The organism is Gilliamella sp. CG35 (genome assembly GCF_046635745.1).
GTDB classification, from domain to species: Bacteria; Pseudomonadota; Gammaproteobacteria; order Enterobacterales; family Orbaceae; genus Gilliamella; species Gilliamella apicola_I.
On sequence record NZ_JBIDFH010000003.1, the window covers coordinates 1 to 16,260 of the forward strand.

Sequence of the window (16,260 nt, forward strand, 5' to 3'; positions counted from 1 at the left end):
CTCGTATAAATATGATACTTTTAATAACTTTAAGACTTTTAACAAGTAATCTTTTAAAGATTTAACAAAACTATTGAATTAATTAAATAATATAATTTTATAAATTAAAATCCAATATAACAAGATAAAAAACAAGTTAAATTATGCACTTTTTATTGATACACTTCTAAATTAAACACAAAACCCTAACATCATTGTATTCTATGTTTTATGATAGAATATATGTTTAGTTATTTGCTTCATAATTTAATTACCGCTTTAAATCTGGTACATAAATGAAATCAACAAACAATAAATTTTCTGTAGCACCCATGCTTGATTGGACCGATAAACATTGTCGGTATTTTCATCGGATATTGACTAAACAAACTTTACTGTATACCGAAATGGTAACAACAGGAGCAATCTTATTTGGTAAAGGGAATTACCTTGATTTTAACGTCGATGAACATCCTATTGCTTTACAACTTGGCGGAAGTGATCCCAATGCATTAGCACAGTGCGCTAAATTAGCTCAAAATCATGGTTATAATGAAGTAAATCTTAATGTTGGCTGCCCTTCAGATCGCGTTCAAAATGGGATGTTTGGTGCGTGCTTAATGGGAAATGCTGATTTAGTGGCTAAATGTATTGAATCCATGCAAGAACAAATTGATATCCCCGTAACGGTTAAAACACGAATCGGGATCGATGATCTAGATAGCTACGCTTTTTTATGCCAATTTATTGAAACAGTTCTACCTTATACTAACACGTTTATTGTACATGCACGTAAAGCATGGTTATCCGGACTTAGCCCTAAAGAAAATCGTGAAGTTCCACCACTTGACTATGAACGAGTTTATCAACTCAAACGAGATTACCCTAACTTAACTATAGCCATCAATGGTGGTGTTAAAACGATCGACGAAATAAAACACCATTTAAATTATGTTGATGGCGTCATGGTGGGACGAGAAGCCTATCAGAATCCCATGTTATTAGCACAAATTGACTCCCAAATCTTTGGCTTAGATACGCAACCCATAGATCCAATAGCGGCAATACGATGTCTTTATCCTTATATCGAACAACAACTTTTACAAGGTGCTCAACTTAATCACATTATGCGTCATACATTGGGTATTTTTAATGGACAAAAAGGTGCAAAACAATGGCGACGCTATCTTAGCGAAAATGCATATAAAAAAGGGGCAGGGATTGAAGTTGTCGAACATGCTTTAAACTTTATTCAGTAACATTGCCAGCGTCATCCTGTTGTTATGGTTGTTCAAAAATTAAGCGTAATTGCAGGTGACAAGCAAATCGTTATATACTATTAAGCCATTTTCATAAAGGTCTAAATTCTGTGCGGTTAAATACAAGTCAGCAACAAGCTGTTGAATATGTTTCTGGCCCGTGCCTGGTCTTAGCCGGTGCAGGTTCGGGAAAAACTCGGGTTATAATAAACAAAATTGCTTACTTAATTCGTGTTAAGGAATATTTGCCACGCCACATTGTTGCTGTGACCTTTACCAACAAAGCCGCGCGTGAAATGAAAGAGCGTATTGCTCAATCACTCAGCAAACAAGAGGCAAGAGGGCTTAAAATCTCGACTTTTCATACACTGGGTTTGGATATCGTTCGTCGAGAATATAAACATCTTGGCATTAAAGCTAACTTTTCTTTATTTGATGATCATGATCAAACTGCATTACTCAAAGAACTGACTCAACAATGGTTAGATGGCGATAAAGATCTCATTAACCAACTACGTTCAACTATTTCGAATTGGAAAAATGATATTGTCGACTCAACAATAGCCATGGCTAGGGCTCAAACCAACAAAGAAAAGTTATTTGCTCATTGTTATCAGCTTTATGAAAAACAATTAAAAGCTTGCAGTATCTTGGATTTTGATGATCTTATCTTATTGCCTACCTTATTATTAAAAAATAATGAAGAAGTTCGAGAAAAATGGCAAAATCGAGTTCGTTATCTACTCATTGATGAATATCAAGATACTAATACCAGTCAATATGAATTCATTAAATTATTAGTCGGTAATCGAGCCAAATTTACTGTTGTAGGCGATGATGATCAATCGATCTACTCATGGCGAGGAGCCCGCCCTAAAAATTTAGTTTTACTCCAACAAGATTTTCCTAATCTAGAAGTTATAAAACTCGAACAAAATTATCGATCTTCCGGGCGAATTTTAAAAGTTGCCAATATTTTAATTGAAAATAATTCCCATATATTTGAAAAAAAACTATTTTCAGAACTGGGTTATGGTGAACAGCTTAAAGTTATCTCTGCCGATAGTGAAGAGTCCGAAGCCGAAAAGGTGATCAATGATTTAATTGGTCATCGATTTGCGAATAATAGCCAATATGGTCAATATGCAATTTTATATCGTGGAAATCATCAAGCCAGATTGATCGAAAAAATGTTAATGCAATACCGGATCCCTTATCGAATTTCGGGGGGGACTTCCTTTTTTGCTCGAACTGAAATTAAAGATCTCATGGCTTACTTGCGATTATTGACAAATCCCGATGATGATAATGCGTTCATACGCATTATCAACACGCCAAAACGTGAAATAGGGCCAGTCACGATCCAAAAACTAGGGGAATGGGCAAATCATCGAGCTGTCAGTTTATATCAAGCAAGTCATGATATGGGACTTACGGAAGTATTATCTGGCAAACGAATGGAAACGCTACAACTCTTTATTCAATGGTTTGATTCACTAATTCAAAAATCCCATAATGAACCCATGGAAGCTATTCACGAGTTACTGCATGGAATCCATTATGAAAGTTGGATTTATGAAACATCACCCTCACCAACCGCAGGACAAATGCGAATGCGCAATATAGAGCAATTAATCAGTTGGTTAAATGATATGTTACAAGGTGATGACATTGACGAAGGTATGACACTTGAACAAGCCGTAGCAAGATTTACCTTACGGGATATGCTAGAACGCAACGAATCTGAAGAAGAACTCGATCAAGTTCAGCTTATGACACTTCATGCATCTAAAGGACTAGAATTCCCTTATGTCTATTTGGTTGGCATGTCTGAAGGCGTTTTACCGCATCAAAACAGTATTGATGAGGACAATATAGAAGAGGAGCGTCGTCTTGCTTATGTTGGCATTACCCGAGCACAACAAGAACTCACTTTTTCCTTTAGTCGTCAACGCAAACAATTTGGCGAAACAGTTTACGTAGAGCCAAGCCGTTTTTTGCTGGAACTCCCTCAAGATGATCTCAATTGGACGGATGAACGAACAAAATTATCCCCTGAGAAGAATATGCAACAAGGACAAAGCAGGCTTGCTATGTTAAAAGCGCAGATAGCCAATGCTAAATAAATATCAATTACAATTAAACTTAATTCGAAAAAATTTAAAAACAGGCGGAAAGAATAAACTGATAGAAATTTAGAATTAAAATTTCCAAATGGAAAATGTTTAAGTGATCGATAGAAGTTAAATAAAACCAATAAACAGATAACCTACAAATACCGTTTTAACGATTAGCAAATATAGACAAATAAAACGATAAATTGATGATATTTTGATAATCTAAGCAGACAAACGACTAAAAATCATTGACGGATCGAAATAGCTTTATATAATACACAGCGTTAAATCAACAAATCAATGATAACATGTCTCCTTAGCTCAGCTGGATAGAGCAACGGCCTTCTAAGCCGTAGGTCACAGGTTCGAATCCTGTAGGGGACGCCATTTCATCAATAACTCACAATGCCCGACCACGATTAAATCCCATTGATACTTGATTTTTAGAATTTTTAACACGATCTAATATGATTCTATAGGATTGACAACACCAATCTATTAACGGTGTCGTTACGGTATATTCTAATTCAGCAACAAAAAAATACTGTAAATAGGCTAATTGTAAAAGCCATTGAATCTGCAAAACCTAGGATAAACATCCAGTAGAACAAGCCAAATAATCCACCTAAATTCACCACGTATGTGCAAAGTAAGGTGAAAATTAATTTCGCAGTTTATTAACTCATAAACTTTCTAAAACCTATCTTTGATTTTCACATTAACAAAATTTTTTTAGTCATAATCATCTCTAAAAAAGCCTTCAAAAGAAGGCAAAGTATATAAGATGCTCGCCTTTTCGAGCTATCAGTATTCATAAATTCACCCGTAAATAATTTTGTGAATAATGTATTTGGCTGTATAGTGTGCTTTATTTATACACGAGAAACAGATATGAATATATTTAAGAGATTAGTGAAAGGCGATCTAGGTCTAGCTGTAACTTTTTGGGTGTTCGGTGTTTTATTTAGTGTGATTCTAATTGTAATTTATTTTGCAATTACTTCTATTTTCAACGCATATCACGTTCCAACATTGCTTAGAATTAGCGTAATCTTATTTATTTATTCAATTAATTTTTTAAATTCGATTCTGGTTCTTGTCGGTTTATTTAATCTATTAAAAAATAATGGCGTTACTTATTGGAGAGTGATAGCTTTGGTTGTTTGGTTATGCGCGACAGCATATTCAGTCTATGATGACAGCTGCGACATACTACATTTAGTTACGCAGTAGCCTTACAACTGTTTACATCTGTATTTTTAACATGTAAGCACTCTGAAGCGTTATGAATCGCAATTACCAGCAGTTCCCTAAATTATTAAGCCAACAGTTGAGGCTGATTGACTGCCGTTAATTTTGGTCCGCCGAGCATTTGGTGCATGAATTTGCGTTTTTCTTCGATGATAATACAATCATAAGGGCATTATTACCTATTTATTTTTGTTGGATAAAATAATCGATATTCCTTCGATGGCTAATTTTGTATAATTACAAAAAAAATCAATTAACAAAAGGACATTATACATGTTCAAGAAGTTACTAGCTGTATTTGTTGTTAGTTTTGTTTTAGTTGGATGTGGTGATGGTTCACCTAAAGTTGACGCTTCATCTAAGTCAGCATTTCAAACATCAATGAAAGAAATATCGGAAACTTTAAAAGGAGAGGATAGCGATAATTTCAAAAAGGCAATATTTAACATTGTTTTCGCCGCTAGTTTTGAAACTGGAGGTGACGAAGCTAAAATTCAGCAAATATTGAAAGAAAAACTTGATGGTAAAACGGCAAAAGAAATCCTAAAAGAGTATAGCAAAAGTCAACCATAGTAAAAGATTAAAAGCTCGTTAAATGCGAGCTTTTTTGGGAAAAATAAATGACTAAAAAGTAAAAATATATAATTTTGTCATGATTACCTATCTTATTACTTCTAATGGTGCATTAGGATAAGGGCGATGGAGATAGATTTGATATGAGTAAATATCATTTTTATCTTCTGCAAACAGCGGAGTTTCGCCTTTTTTGTCTTCTAATGTCACTAATCTTCCATTTCCATAAAACATAATATTATAATTTTTGATCGGTTGTATATTTCCTATACTTTTAGATAATCTATTGTCTATATATTGTTCATCTTCTTTAATTAATTCAGTATCATTATATAATGATTTAAAGACTTCGGAATCTCTTACTTTCATAATGGCCAAGAAAGATTTTTTATCGCCTTTATTAATTATATTAGCTAAATGGTTATAATAATCTACGACTTCTTTAAGTAACTTATCCTTATTTTCTTTTCTCAAATCTATGCTGTGTTCCCAATTTTTTAGTTTGTACGGAACATCAATATTGAAAATCCATTCTTTGGTGATTAGTGGCATTTCTGCATGTGGATCATCCAATTTAAATTCGTAAATTAAAGTCGATTTTTGTTCTGAATAAGATGAATATCCATTATTATATTTATAAATACTTAATGTTAGGTAATCAATACCCAATTTATCTACCGTTTTATTTCCATCATTTGGTAATAAGACAATTTGTAATTTTTGTTTTCCCGATTTTAATATAAGATCATTAATAATTAATTCACTATCACTCGAACCTGCTAAATAATTTTTTTCCAAAACCATGTTATTTACGTAAGATTCATACGGATTACCGGAAGTAACTTTTAAAGTATAGATAGTTTCTTGAATTATTTGTTTATCTGTTTTTTGTGCTTGTCCGCAAGAAAACAGAAAACTACTAAGTAAAAACACGTTTATTAATTTTTTCATGATTACCATACCTTCAACTCATTGCTACCTTGTGGCATATATAAAAAAATACCTCATCCTCATAAGGAGACGTCATTTTTTCTAAAGATTCTTAATTATAATTACCCTTAAATTTAGATGAAAAGATATCGATAGGTACGGAAAAATCGAGGTGTCTAATATCAAAAGGTTTTCCATTGATGATTTTAGAACTTTTTGGTTGCAGGACTTGATTGCATCCGATCCTCAAAATAGGTCATACAAATAATAAGTTTTTTTAAGTAGCTTCAATGTATTCTTTTCCGGAATTATAAATTTCTCTTTCATTAGATAATGTAATATGTTTTCTTTATATAAGTTATATGTTTTCCTTAATACTCATTTGTATATTTTTATCGTTATTTTAGCCCTCCAAAAATTATTGTCTGGTTTAATTGTTTATCAATTTTGTTTTAACCTAACTGAATCATGGTCATCATTTTCTAAGAAAAAGCGGAAAATTCATTTCCGCTTTTTTAATAAAATAACCACTTTATAACTTTAATGCTTGAACACTTTGTACTAAGTCAGCTAGTTGGGTAACGATTTGGTTACCGGTATTCGCTTCGTCACCACCTAGTGTTTTATTGCGCATAAAGTCAGCTTTGATTTGTTGCCAACGTTTAGTTTGTTCTTTTGTTAAGACCCCTCGAATTTCAGCAAGTTTAAGCAGATTTTCTTCTGCGCCGTTGGTCAGCAGTTGTGCCTCGCCCAAGTAGTGATCTTCAATAATTTGGTTGAGTTCTTCATCATTCATTACAGAAGAAACTTTTTCGGCTAATTTGTTCATGTTTCGATAACTACCTTGTAACTTGAACGGCGGTTCTGTTCGGTATTTATCGGATTGCGCTGCGCTAATAATGTATTGCTGGTTGACTTTAAAGACCACTTCTCGAATTTTCAGTAAATGACGCAGTACAGCGATGATTTCGCTAATTTCTGCTTGGCTATAGGCATAACTAAGTTCGTTGGTGTTAAGCGGTTTTCCTTGCGCATGGTCGATAAACTGATATAGGTCATTAAGATCACGTAGTGCCAATGGCGATAATATTGGATTTGATGTTAAGCAGTTTTCAATGTAACTTGATGCAAACACTTCATCCATGCCACCTAAAACTTCACCTAAGTTATAAATATCTGCACGGTTGGCTAACATGTCAGGGATTTTGAAAACCTCACCCGATTCGGTATAAGGGTTGCCAGCCATAATGACACAGAATTTTTTACCCCGTAGGTCATAGGTTTTGGTTTTTTCTTTCCATACCCCTTCAATACGACGAGAACCATCACATAACGAAATAAATTTTTGTAAAAATTCTGGGTTAGTGTGTTGAATATCGTCAATATAAAGCATGACGTTATTACCCATTTCGAGCGCTAAATTGAGTTTTTCAAGTTCTTGTCGCGCGGTGGCATTTGGCGCTTGCTGTGGATCGAATGATAATACGCTGTGTCCTAGTGCCGGGCCGTTAATTTTCATAAATATTAAGCCAAGTCGATTAGCCACATATTCCATTAAGGTTGTTTTACCGTAACCTGGTGGCGAGATGAGTAGTAATAACCCCATTAAGTCAGTACGGCGACTTTCACCGACAGTGCCCATTTGTTTTGCTAAATTGTCCCCAATGATTGGTAAATACACTTGGTTGATCAGTTTATTACGCACAAATGAACTGAGTGGTTTAGCTTTGAATTCTTCAAGATGTAATTGCTCACGTTGTTCATCCAGCACTTCTTGACGCAGGCTTTGGTAATGTTGGAATTGCGGTATAACGACACGTGATTGTTTACGCATGCGACTAAAGAAGTCATCAAGATTGATTTGTAACACCCCTTGTGTAATTGAAGGGTGTTCACCTAATAAATCATTGACGGTGATATCCAGTTCAATTTCGCTGATTGCTAAAGTGATGTTACTTTCTTTATCCAACATGCATAGTAAAGTGGCTTCGGCGATGTATTCACTCAATTTTTGATATTGGGGTAGGGTACAAAGCCCTTTAAACCAACTTTCAATAAGATTCCAACGGTCAGCCAGTCGTTTTTTAAGATTTAATTGCGATTGGTTAAAATCACTCCACATGTGCGATTCTTCTAATCGAGTATTTAATCCTTCATATAAATAATGGCTATATTTGCTTAACGTAAATTGTTGTGGAATTTCAGCTAAGACATAGCTTAAGTATTCGCTTGCCTGTTTAATATGGTAAGGTTCATGGTCGATAGGCTGTTTTTGTAAAAATTGAGTGAGTTCAACCGATATTTCGTTTTGTAGATTTTTTAATCCTTCTTCATGTCCGAATAATGCTTGTATATCCTTACACGTTTTGGCACGTTCTGGCCATAATCTGACGATATCATTTTTTTGATTGTGATACCAAAACAGTATCGCCACGCTACGTGCTAATGGATTGTATCTAAGTAGTTTGGCGGCTTCACCAAGTGGAACAATTTTCGATAATATTTTTACCGCATCGTGATCATGTATCCCTTTTTCATAACCTTCTCGATAGCGTAAGGCAGCGTAGTCACGTACCGTTTTATTTAGAATTTCGGGTTGATTAAGTTGGCTGATTAAATCTTCATAACTTAAATTATGTTCTTTTTTTAATGCCGAGTTGATGATCGAATAGGCAAGATACTCTGCTCGATAGACAGTAGGGGATTCAGATTCAAGCGAGATAGTCCAAAAAGGTTGATAACTTTCTAATTTTGGATGGACTATTTTTTCTTGGTAATCGGTACCTGTTAATTGTAAGTAAAGATGATGTTCTTTGGGTACAATGGTTAGGTCAAGTTCTTGTGTATTGACGCTAAATTTATGTCTTGGCCCTAATTTAATGACATTTCCACCCGATTCAAAGATTTCGGATTTGTCACGTAAAGAACGTATTGCTTGATCTCTGGCACTTTTGAAGCGTGATTCAATATCATCAGCTTTGACATTATCAAAAAGTGCACGTAATTTTTCGACTATTTCACGAATTTTCAGCGCTAAAGGATCGGCAACAAAAAAGGCATTGAGTTCGTTTTGATCTGAAAATTTTGCGGTTCGTCTTGGAATACTGTCTAAAATTCTATCAGCAGCAGTCAGTAGCGATTCCGTTCGTCTTGTTCGATCTTCAAGTAGTGCTTGTTTGTGCGTTTCGAATGATTCTAAGATTTCTTCACGTTTTGCCAGTATGTCATTTAAAAACTCTTCACTTTCGCTAAACTGATTTTCCAGTTCTTCAAGTTGAACTAATAGCCTTGATAGTTCATCGTCACATTTTTCTGGCGTGGTGGCTAAGCTTAATGCACTGGCAATACTTTGACTAAATAGTTTGAATTGCGCACCAAATTGCGCCACCATTTCAACGCTGGATAGATTTTTCCGTTTTTGGTTAATGCGTGCTTTGGTTTGATTGAGTTTGGCATAAACTTCGGCGATCGATTCAATAATTTTGGTTTGTAGTGTTACGTCATCAAATTTTAATGATGCCATTAATTGTGAAAGCATATCTAAGTTTTCAGACATTTGGTCAGCGGTTTTTATCGGTTCGATAAGTTTGGCGACTGTGTCTGCTTTAGTAAGATATTTTTCAATTTCATCTATTTGGGTGATAAACGGTTCAAGGGCTTTGTCACTGCCTAAAAATTCGGCTGTCGCTAATGATACGATAGATTGGCGTTCTTTTAAGGCTTTTTCCATTATGTCGATCTGATTCAAATCAATATAACGGTAGGTTCTTAATGTCACTAAACTACCTAGCTGCATTTTAATTGCATTTAGTGCATCTACGTATTGTTGTGTTTCTTGCCAGCTATCGGGATAGAGTTTAGTCAATAAGTCTTGTTGGTTTGAAATTGCTTCACGCATGGCGCTTTCAGATTGTCGGCGTATGCTTTCCACTTTTTCATATTCATCTATCACTAATTCACTCGTTTGTATAATGTTACGTAGTACAGGCGTAAAAGATAGATTTTTCTCGTCGTTGAGCCAAAAATAGCTGTCAAATAACCGTTTTGTGTCTTCACTTAGTTTGCTGTATAGTTGGGATGAAACCGATTGGTTATCAATTTCACGTGCAATAAAGTAAAGATCTGAAATCCCTCTGACCAGTTCCGCATTACCAATCTTGCCTAAAAAACTGTTGTTAGTTGGTTGTGTTGCTGCAAATTCGTCACTATAAAAGGGGGTTTGCCAAATTTGCATTGGATGAACGCGAGTCGGGTCATTATTTTCACCTTCAAATACCACCATTCGACCGTCTTCAAACACTGCATAACCATGACCTAAAATTGGATTATCAAGTTTTCGTTCGATCATATTGTAGTTAAATAGTGCTAAACGACCAGAACTTGGATCATAAAATATGTAAAGGACATCTTCGCCATTGGGTGAACGTCTGATACGTCTAAATCGCATACCCGACATGGATTGATCGAAAGTTTTATATTCCCCATTTTGTAGATAATATCCACCAGGAAAGATTACACCATGATCTTCCGGTAGCTGAATACAGGCTTGTCCAATAAAATCGATGCGTTGGGCTTTTTGAGTGAGGGTGTTATAGATTAAATAGCGCCAGTTTTCTTCACGATACGGTAAGACTTTTAGCAAAATTAAGGATCCGACTTTTGCGTATTCAATTTTGGCATCATTAATGGATTGATTTTTGTCGAGTACTTCTTCACTGTAGATTCCCAGCCCGTCATTGGTGTTGTTTTCACATTTTATGGTTAAGTCACCGCCAATGGTTTCAACAAAGACTGTATCTAAGATATTAACGTGAGGGAATCGTCCATTGACGATATTGTCACGTGTGGTTTCAATCCATTCAAAATCGTAAGCTGGTGGTAGCGCTATATCACGTTCACCACGATTATCGATGTAATCAATGGTTTTTTTGTCACTTGAAATTGACCAACGAAATACACGAATGTCACTGACTCGCTCACCAATTTGGAAACTGGCAAGTAGCTTTCCATCTCGTTCAACTAATTGGAGTAATTGTGCATTTTTATAATAGGTGTAGAGTTCATTAAAATCTTGAACAAAGCGATCAATATTTAAAAAGGTATTGGATAGATCAACCGAATCGGCTTCGTAATTGCCATCTCGTTCTACAAGTTGATAAAGCGAGAATACGTCTTCGATTTTGGTTTCTTTTTTTAATCCTAGAAAGACGTTGTAACCAAAAAGTAACCAATCACCAAATCGAACGATGTCTCTGGCGATACAGTTATTTTCAGTTCTGATGCGAATACGTCCGATAATTGACATGTCACTTTTGCCAAATTCGGTCAGTCGTTGTTGGTTTAAGGCTTCGGTTTTTTGGTTTAGTTCTTGTCCTAGCGAAGTCAAACGTTTACGAAGGATTTCATAAGCACCGCCTTCGGCGACCGCTTTATCGAGTGTTGTTTGTTGTTCGTTTTCTTGTTCTATTTCTGCCATTTTTAACTCTTGATCATTATCCAGAAAGGCGATTGTTTTCGGTAGGCTATGATTGCCTTACCGAAAACAGGTGATAGTGATAATGTTGTTTTAATCATTATCAATAATGTGCAGTTGGGTTAGCTGTCACTTTCTTTTTTGCTATCCGATGGTAAAAATTGTTTAGCTAATGCTTTTAAATCAGTATTTTTTAATGTGTCTTTGATATCAATGTCTTTATTTCCGGATAGGCGTGATAAGACTGATTGTAGAGCAGATTGCAGAACAGGGCTTTGGTTAACTGTTCCTTCAATTGCTTTACCTACGCTAATGGCTTTAGAGAAGCTGTTAAAGAAGTTGTCATTACCGCCAACAATTTCAATATTTGCTTTACTAAATGCAGCTGCAAGTACGTCTGCTTGTTCTTTAGCGATTTCTTTATTCGCTGCAATTGCTGCCATTGCTTGTTCAAAGCCTTTTTCGAGTGCCAAGCGGAACTCTTCGTGATTTTTAGATTGTTCACTCATGGTGCCCATTGCTTGGAATTTTTCAATTAAACCATTTGCTTCAGCAGTTAGGCGTTCACGTATGATCAGTGCTTCAGCCAGACCTTGTTCTTTCATTGCAGCGGCTTTAGCAAAACCAATGCGTTCATCACCACGTGCTTGAGCTGATAGTTTTTCTTCCAGTATTTTCGCTTCAGTCAGACCTTGTTTTTCAGTTGCTGTCGCTTTCGCTTCAATGACTTTTGCTTCAGATAATCCTTTTTCTTGATTTCCTCTTGCTTCTGCTAATAAGGTTTCAGCGGTAATGTTGGCTTTGACTAATCCTTCTTTTTCTTCCGCTTCGGCACGTGCTTTACGTACTTTTGCTTCAGCAAGTCCAATTGCTGCTTCTTCTGCTTCAATACCTTGAGCAAGTTGTTTTTTCGCTTCGGCTTGTTTTGCAGCAGCTTCAAGTTCGGCTTGTGCCATGGTGCTAAGTTCGACCGCACGATGTTTCGATGCTTGTTCATCCGCTTCGGCTTGTTTAACTTGTTTGACTAATTCTTGCTCTGCTCGTGCTTCGGCTTCGATAATTGTTGTTTGTTTTTCTCGATCCGCTTTGGATACTTCACGCACTTCTTTGATGTTTTCTTCTTCAATCGCAACGGTTTTTTCAACGGCAACACGTTCACGAATCACATTGGCAATATGTTTCTTTTCTTCTTCAAGAACTTTATCTTTTTCAATTCGTTGTAATTCAACTTCACGTTCACGAGCGACGATTTCAAGTGAGCGAGCACGTTCAACACGTTCTTCTTCAATTGCAATTGCTCGTAAGCGGTTTTGTTGCGCTACTTCTACTTCACGCAGCCGGTTTTCTTCACGAACTTCGATTTCTTGTTGAGATTGAATTCTTGCTTGTTCAGCTTTTAATCGCTCTTCTTCTTGAACTTTTAATGTTTCAGCTTGTTCACGTGCTCGAATCGTTTCAATCTCACGTTTTTGACGGGCTTCGGCATCGGCTTGTTGACGCTCAAGTTCTAATTTAGCTTCAATCGTTTCTGTGTCTTTTTTCTTTAAGGCTAATTCAAGATCTCTTTCCCGTTTGTTGGTTTCATCTTTATGGATAGCGGTGATAGCCGTGATTTTATTAATCCCTTCTGCATCAAAAATATTATCCGGATCAAGCGATTTAATCGGAGTTTGCTCTAAGTAATCGATAGCGACATCTTCTAACGCATAACCGTTAAGATCTTTTCCAATCACATCAATGATTCGTTCACGGAAATTCATCCGATCTTCAAAGAGTTTGGCAAGTTCGAATTGTTTACCAACCGTTTTTAACGCTTCCGAGAATTTAGCACTAAATAGGGTGCTGACGGCTTTTTGATCTGATGCACGATCAACGCCGATCGATTTTGCCACTTTTAACACATCTTCTGTGGTTTCGTTGACACGTAAATAAAAGGCAACACAAATATCTGCACGTAGATTATCTTTACAGATTAATCCGTCTTTGCCTCGACGTTCCACATCAAAAGTAATCAATGATATTTTCATAAATTCTTTTTTGTAGATTACAGGATAGACTAACGCTCCAGTAAAGTGTACCTTCGGTCTTGACGTCATATCGTTAACAATAAGTGCAGTACCTTGCGGCACTTTTATATAAAATGCTTTGAATAATAAGAAAAATCCAACAATAACAAGGAATATAATTCCGATTGTTAACAAGAAAAATATGACTGTATCTTGATTGATTGACATGATTTGTTTTTCTCCAAAAAAATAATTTTGTTATCCATTAAACTCGTCGAGGCTAATAATTTCATAGCTATTATTTGTTTTATCATAGCTTAGCAAAATGGCTTTATCGCCACGTTTGAATTGATATGATTCGTTACATCTAACTTGTAAGATTAGACCTGCTCCACCGTCTTCATACGTTGCTTCACCTTTGGTTTCGCTGACAGTACTGGAACGGATTTCAACAGTTTGACCTAATAATGATTGATGACTATTGGCTGTATTGAGTTTGCTAAAAATAGGGCGTAGAGGTTTTATTGTAAATGCGGTTAAGTACACCGCCGCGATGAAGGCAGTTATGAAAATTATTAATCCTAATAAGTAGTAAATTAGCGCATAATGACTAATTGGTATCATGAAAAAACGAAAAGAAAAATAGCAGATTGACCATCCAAACAAAGCGATTAGGGTAATGACTAATGTCATGGGGACTTCGTTGAATCCTAACTTCATGAGTAGGCCGCTAAATCCTGAAGCTGGATTATCAGTTGATAGTTGTTTGACATCTATATCAAAATCAATGTCTAAGCAATCAACCGTTAAAACGCCAATTGATGCAACCAACCAATACAGTACGCAAATCGTGACTAATCCACTAAAGATGACGACTGGAAAAGAAAAAAAGATTCCCCAGAATAGATCCATTATATTTCCTTAAATTTCATTCTTCCAAATAGCTATATTTATAATTTTTAAGTTTAAAAAATAAATAACTATTTTAGTTTGTTTGTTTTTCTTTTAATCTGGCTAAAATTGCCATCGCGCTTTGATTGCCTGTTTTAATTCCTGCTGCTTCGAGTTTGTTATCAAGTGAACTTTCATTTTCTGCTGTTGCCAGTTCATTTTTTGCTTCAATAATGGCAGCATTTTTTTCCTGACGTTTTTTGATACGTTCTAAAGAATCTAACGCCGTTTGTAATTTAGCGGTCGAACTTCCATAACGTTGAGCAATCGCAGTTTGAGCTTTTTGCACGCTTTCGGTCGCTTTGACAATATCAACTTGTTGTTTTAAATTGCGAATGTTAATTTCAGTTTGTGAAATGGTTTGACGCAAGTTTTTTACACTGTCAGAAAAATAGGTCACTTGTTTTTGGTAGTTATCATGTTCGTTTTCAAGTGTCACTAATTTTTCAGCAATTTCTAATGCAAGTTCTTCATTATTTGAATCTAATGCTTTTACTGCGTAGCCTTCGTATTCAGTAATTTGAGTTTTAACTCTTTTTGCTTCTTTTTCCGCTATTTTTTGTTGAGCAAGAACGTTAGCTAGCGACTCTTTCGCTTGTTTGAGTTCTGCATCGGCGTCTCGGATTTCTTGATCCAATATGCGCAAAGCTTGGGTATCGATAATGGATTCACCGGCTTCGTTGATACCGCCTCGTAGTGCCGTAATCAGTTTTTTGAAAATGGTCATTGTTTAATCTCCTTATTGTTGATATTTATTCTGTAGTTAAATATTAAAGTAATGTTCGTAAGCTTCGGTCGCTTTGATCACATTATCGGATAAGGTTTCTAATTCATAAATGACATTACTTAGTATCGATGTCGCACTAAGCGCACCATACATAATATAGTTAACTGAGCCATCTCCCGTTTTTTCAATCGCAATGGTTGATAATGGGAAAAGTTTACGAGTACATAAAATTTCTTCGTTAAATTGGGATTGTTGTTTAATTATATTAACAGGCCAAAGTAGCGCTTCAACAATAATTTGTTGATTTGATACACTTAAAAATAGTGGTAAGTCACCATATTCATGCATGATAATATGCAAACAAGCATCAACACCATCAATGATTTCGATACTTGCAGAACCTTGTTTAACTAATTCAGAATTGTTTAATTCATCATAAAGATCTGTAATTAACCAAACTTTATTATTTTTCATTTCGTTATATTCCTGTTTATCATTAAAACGCTGGTTGTTTATTACCAAAGGTTGTCGAAATTGCTTTTCAATGTCGAGTAACCTTGAAGTATTTTCTGGCAAAATCCAAACTTCTTTTTTGATTAAGCCCTGATCACGCAGACGTTGTCGATACTGCTGCTGATAAAAAGCCGAGCTTTTTGTCTCTTTCATTTTTTTCATAAAAATTAGTTAAGATTTTGTTAGTGTTTAATGTGAACAATATTATCATAAAAATATTACATGTAAATATTACATGTAATATTTTTTATGATGATTATTTATTCATGAAAAATTGAGTTATTTTTAAATAATTATTTGATTAATTGTACTTTATTAATAGTTGTCTGTTGAGTAGCCATTAACGATAGGATAATTAATCTTTATTAAGCGCAGTATTATCAAATATATTTAATAAGTGTTCAATTTAATTTGTTGTTTTTTTTAGTTTAATATAGTTTTAAATTATATTAATCATTTTTTAACAAAAAAACCCGCACAA

9 protein-coding genes and 1 tRNA gene are annotated in these 16,260 nt (G+C 35.2%); 4 read left to right on the top strand and 6 right to left on the bottom strand.

Going from position 1 to position 16,260, the window contains the following annotated elements:
* Nucleotides 1-275 precede the first annotated feature (275 nt).
* The 4 genes from dusA (at nucleotide 276) to ACGH4F_RS01440 (ending at nucleotide 5,179) form a co-directional block, all read left to right on the top strand.
* Nucleotides 276-1,238, top strand: a complete 963-nt coding sequence (gene dusA, locus ACGH4F_RS01425) for a tRNA dihydrouridine(20/20a) synthase DusA (protein ID WP_411589710.1) — start codon at nucleotides 276-278, stop codon at nucleotides 1,236-1,238.
* A 110-nt stretch (nucleotides 1,239-1,348) separates the two neighbouring features.
* On the top strand, nucleotides 1,349-3,364 hold the full coding sequence (rep, locus tag ACGH4F_RS01430; RefSeq protein WP_411589711.1) for a DNA helicase Rep: 2,016 nt from the start codon (nucleotides 1,349-1,351) through the stop codon (nucleotides 3,362-3,364).
* A gap of 301 nt (nucleotides 3,365-3,665) precedes the next feature.
* Nucleotides 3,666-3,742: transfer RNA gene (locus ACGH4F_RS01435), tRNA-Arg, on the top strand.
* Nucleotides 3,743-4,879: 1,137 nt separating this feature from the next.
* The gene (locus tag ACGH4F_RS01440; protein WP_267350741.1) at nucleotides 4,880-5,179 is read left to right on the top strand and encodes a DUF6694 family lipoprotein; all 300 of its coding nucleotides are present in this window, start codon (nucleotides 4,880-4,882) and stop codon (nucleotides 5,177-5,179) included.
* Between the two features lie 87 nt (nucleotides 5,180-5,266).
* Here ACGH4F_RS01440 and ACGH4F_RS01445 read toward each other — a convergent pair whose 3' ends face one another.
* From ACGH4F_RS01445 to ACGH4F_RS01470, 6 genes are all read right to left on the bottom strand, one after another.
* Complete coding sequence (locus ACGH4F_RS01445) at nucleotides 5,267-6,130, bottom strand: hypothetical protein (RefSeq protein ID WP_411589713.1); 864 nt, start codon at nucleotides 6,128-6,130, stop codon at nucleotides 5,267-5,269.
* Nucleotides 6,131-6,641: 511 nt separating this feature from the next.
* Complete coding sequence (locus tag ACGH4F_RS01450) at nucleotides 6,642-11,585, bottom strand: DNA repair ATPase (protein ID WP_411589714.1); 4,944 nt, start codon at nucleotides 11,583-11,585, stop codon at nucleotides 6,642-6,644.
* Between the two features lie 119 nt (nucleotides 11,586-11,704).
* The gene (locus ACGH4F_RS01455; RefSeq protein WP_267350746.1) at nucleotides 11,705-13,816 is read right to left on the bottom strand and encodes a hypothetical protein; all 2,112 of its coding nucleotides are present in this window, start codon (nucleotides 13,814-13,816) and stop codon (nucleotides 11,705-11,707) included.
* Between the two features lie 30 nt (nucleotides 13,817-13,846).
* Nucleotides 13,847-14,500, bottom strand: coding sequence for a hypothetical protein (locus tag ACGH4F_RS01460; protein WP_411589715.1), 654 nt, complete (start codon nucleotides 14,498-14,500; stop codon nucleotides 13,847-13,849).
* 73 nt (nucleotides 14,501-14,573) lie between these two features.
* A complete protein-coding gene (locus tag ACGH4F_RS01465; RefSeq protein WP_267380615.1) occupies nucleotides 14,574-15,266 on the bottom strand; it encodes a PspA/IM30 family protein in 693 nt (230 codons plus the stop codon).
* A gap of 36 nt (nucleotides 15,267-15,302) precedes the next feature.
* Nucleotides 15,303-15,932, bottom strand: a complete 630-nt coding sequence (locus tag ACGH4F_RS01470) for a YjfI family protein (RefSeq protein ID WP_267359604.1) — start codon at nucleotides 15,930-15,932, stop codon at nucleotides 15,303-15,305.
* Nucleotides 15,933-16,260: the final 328 nt, after the last annotated feature.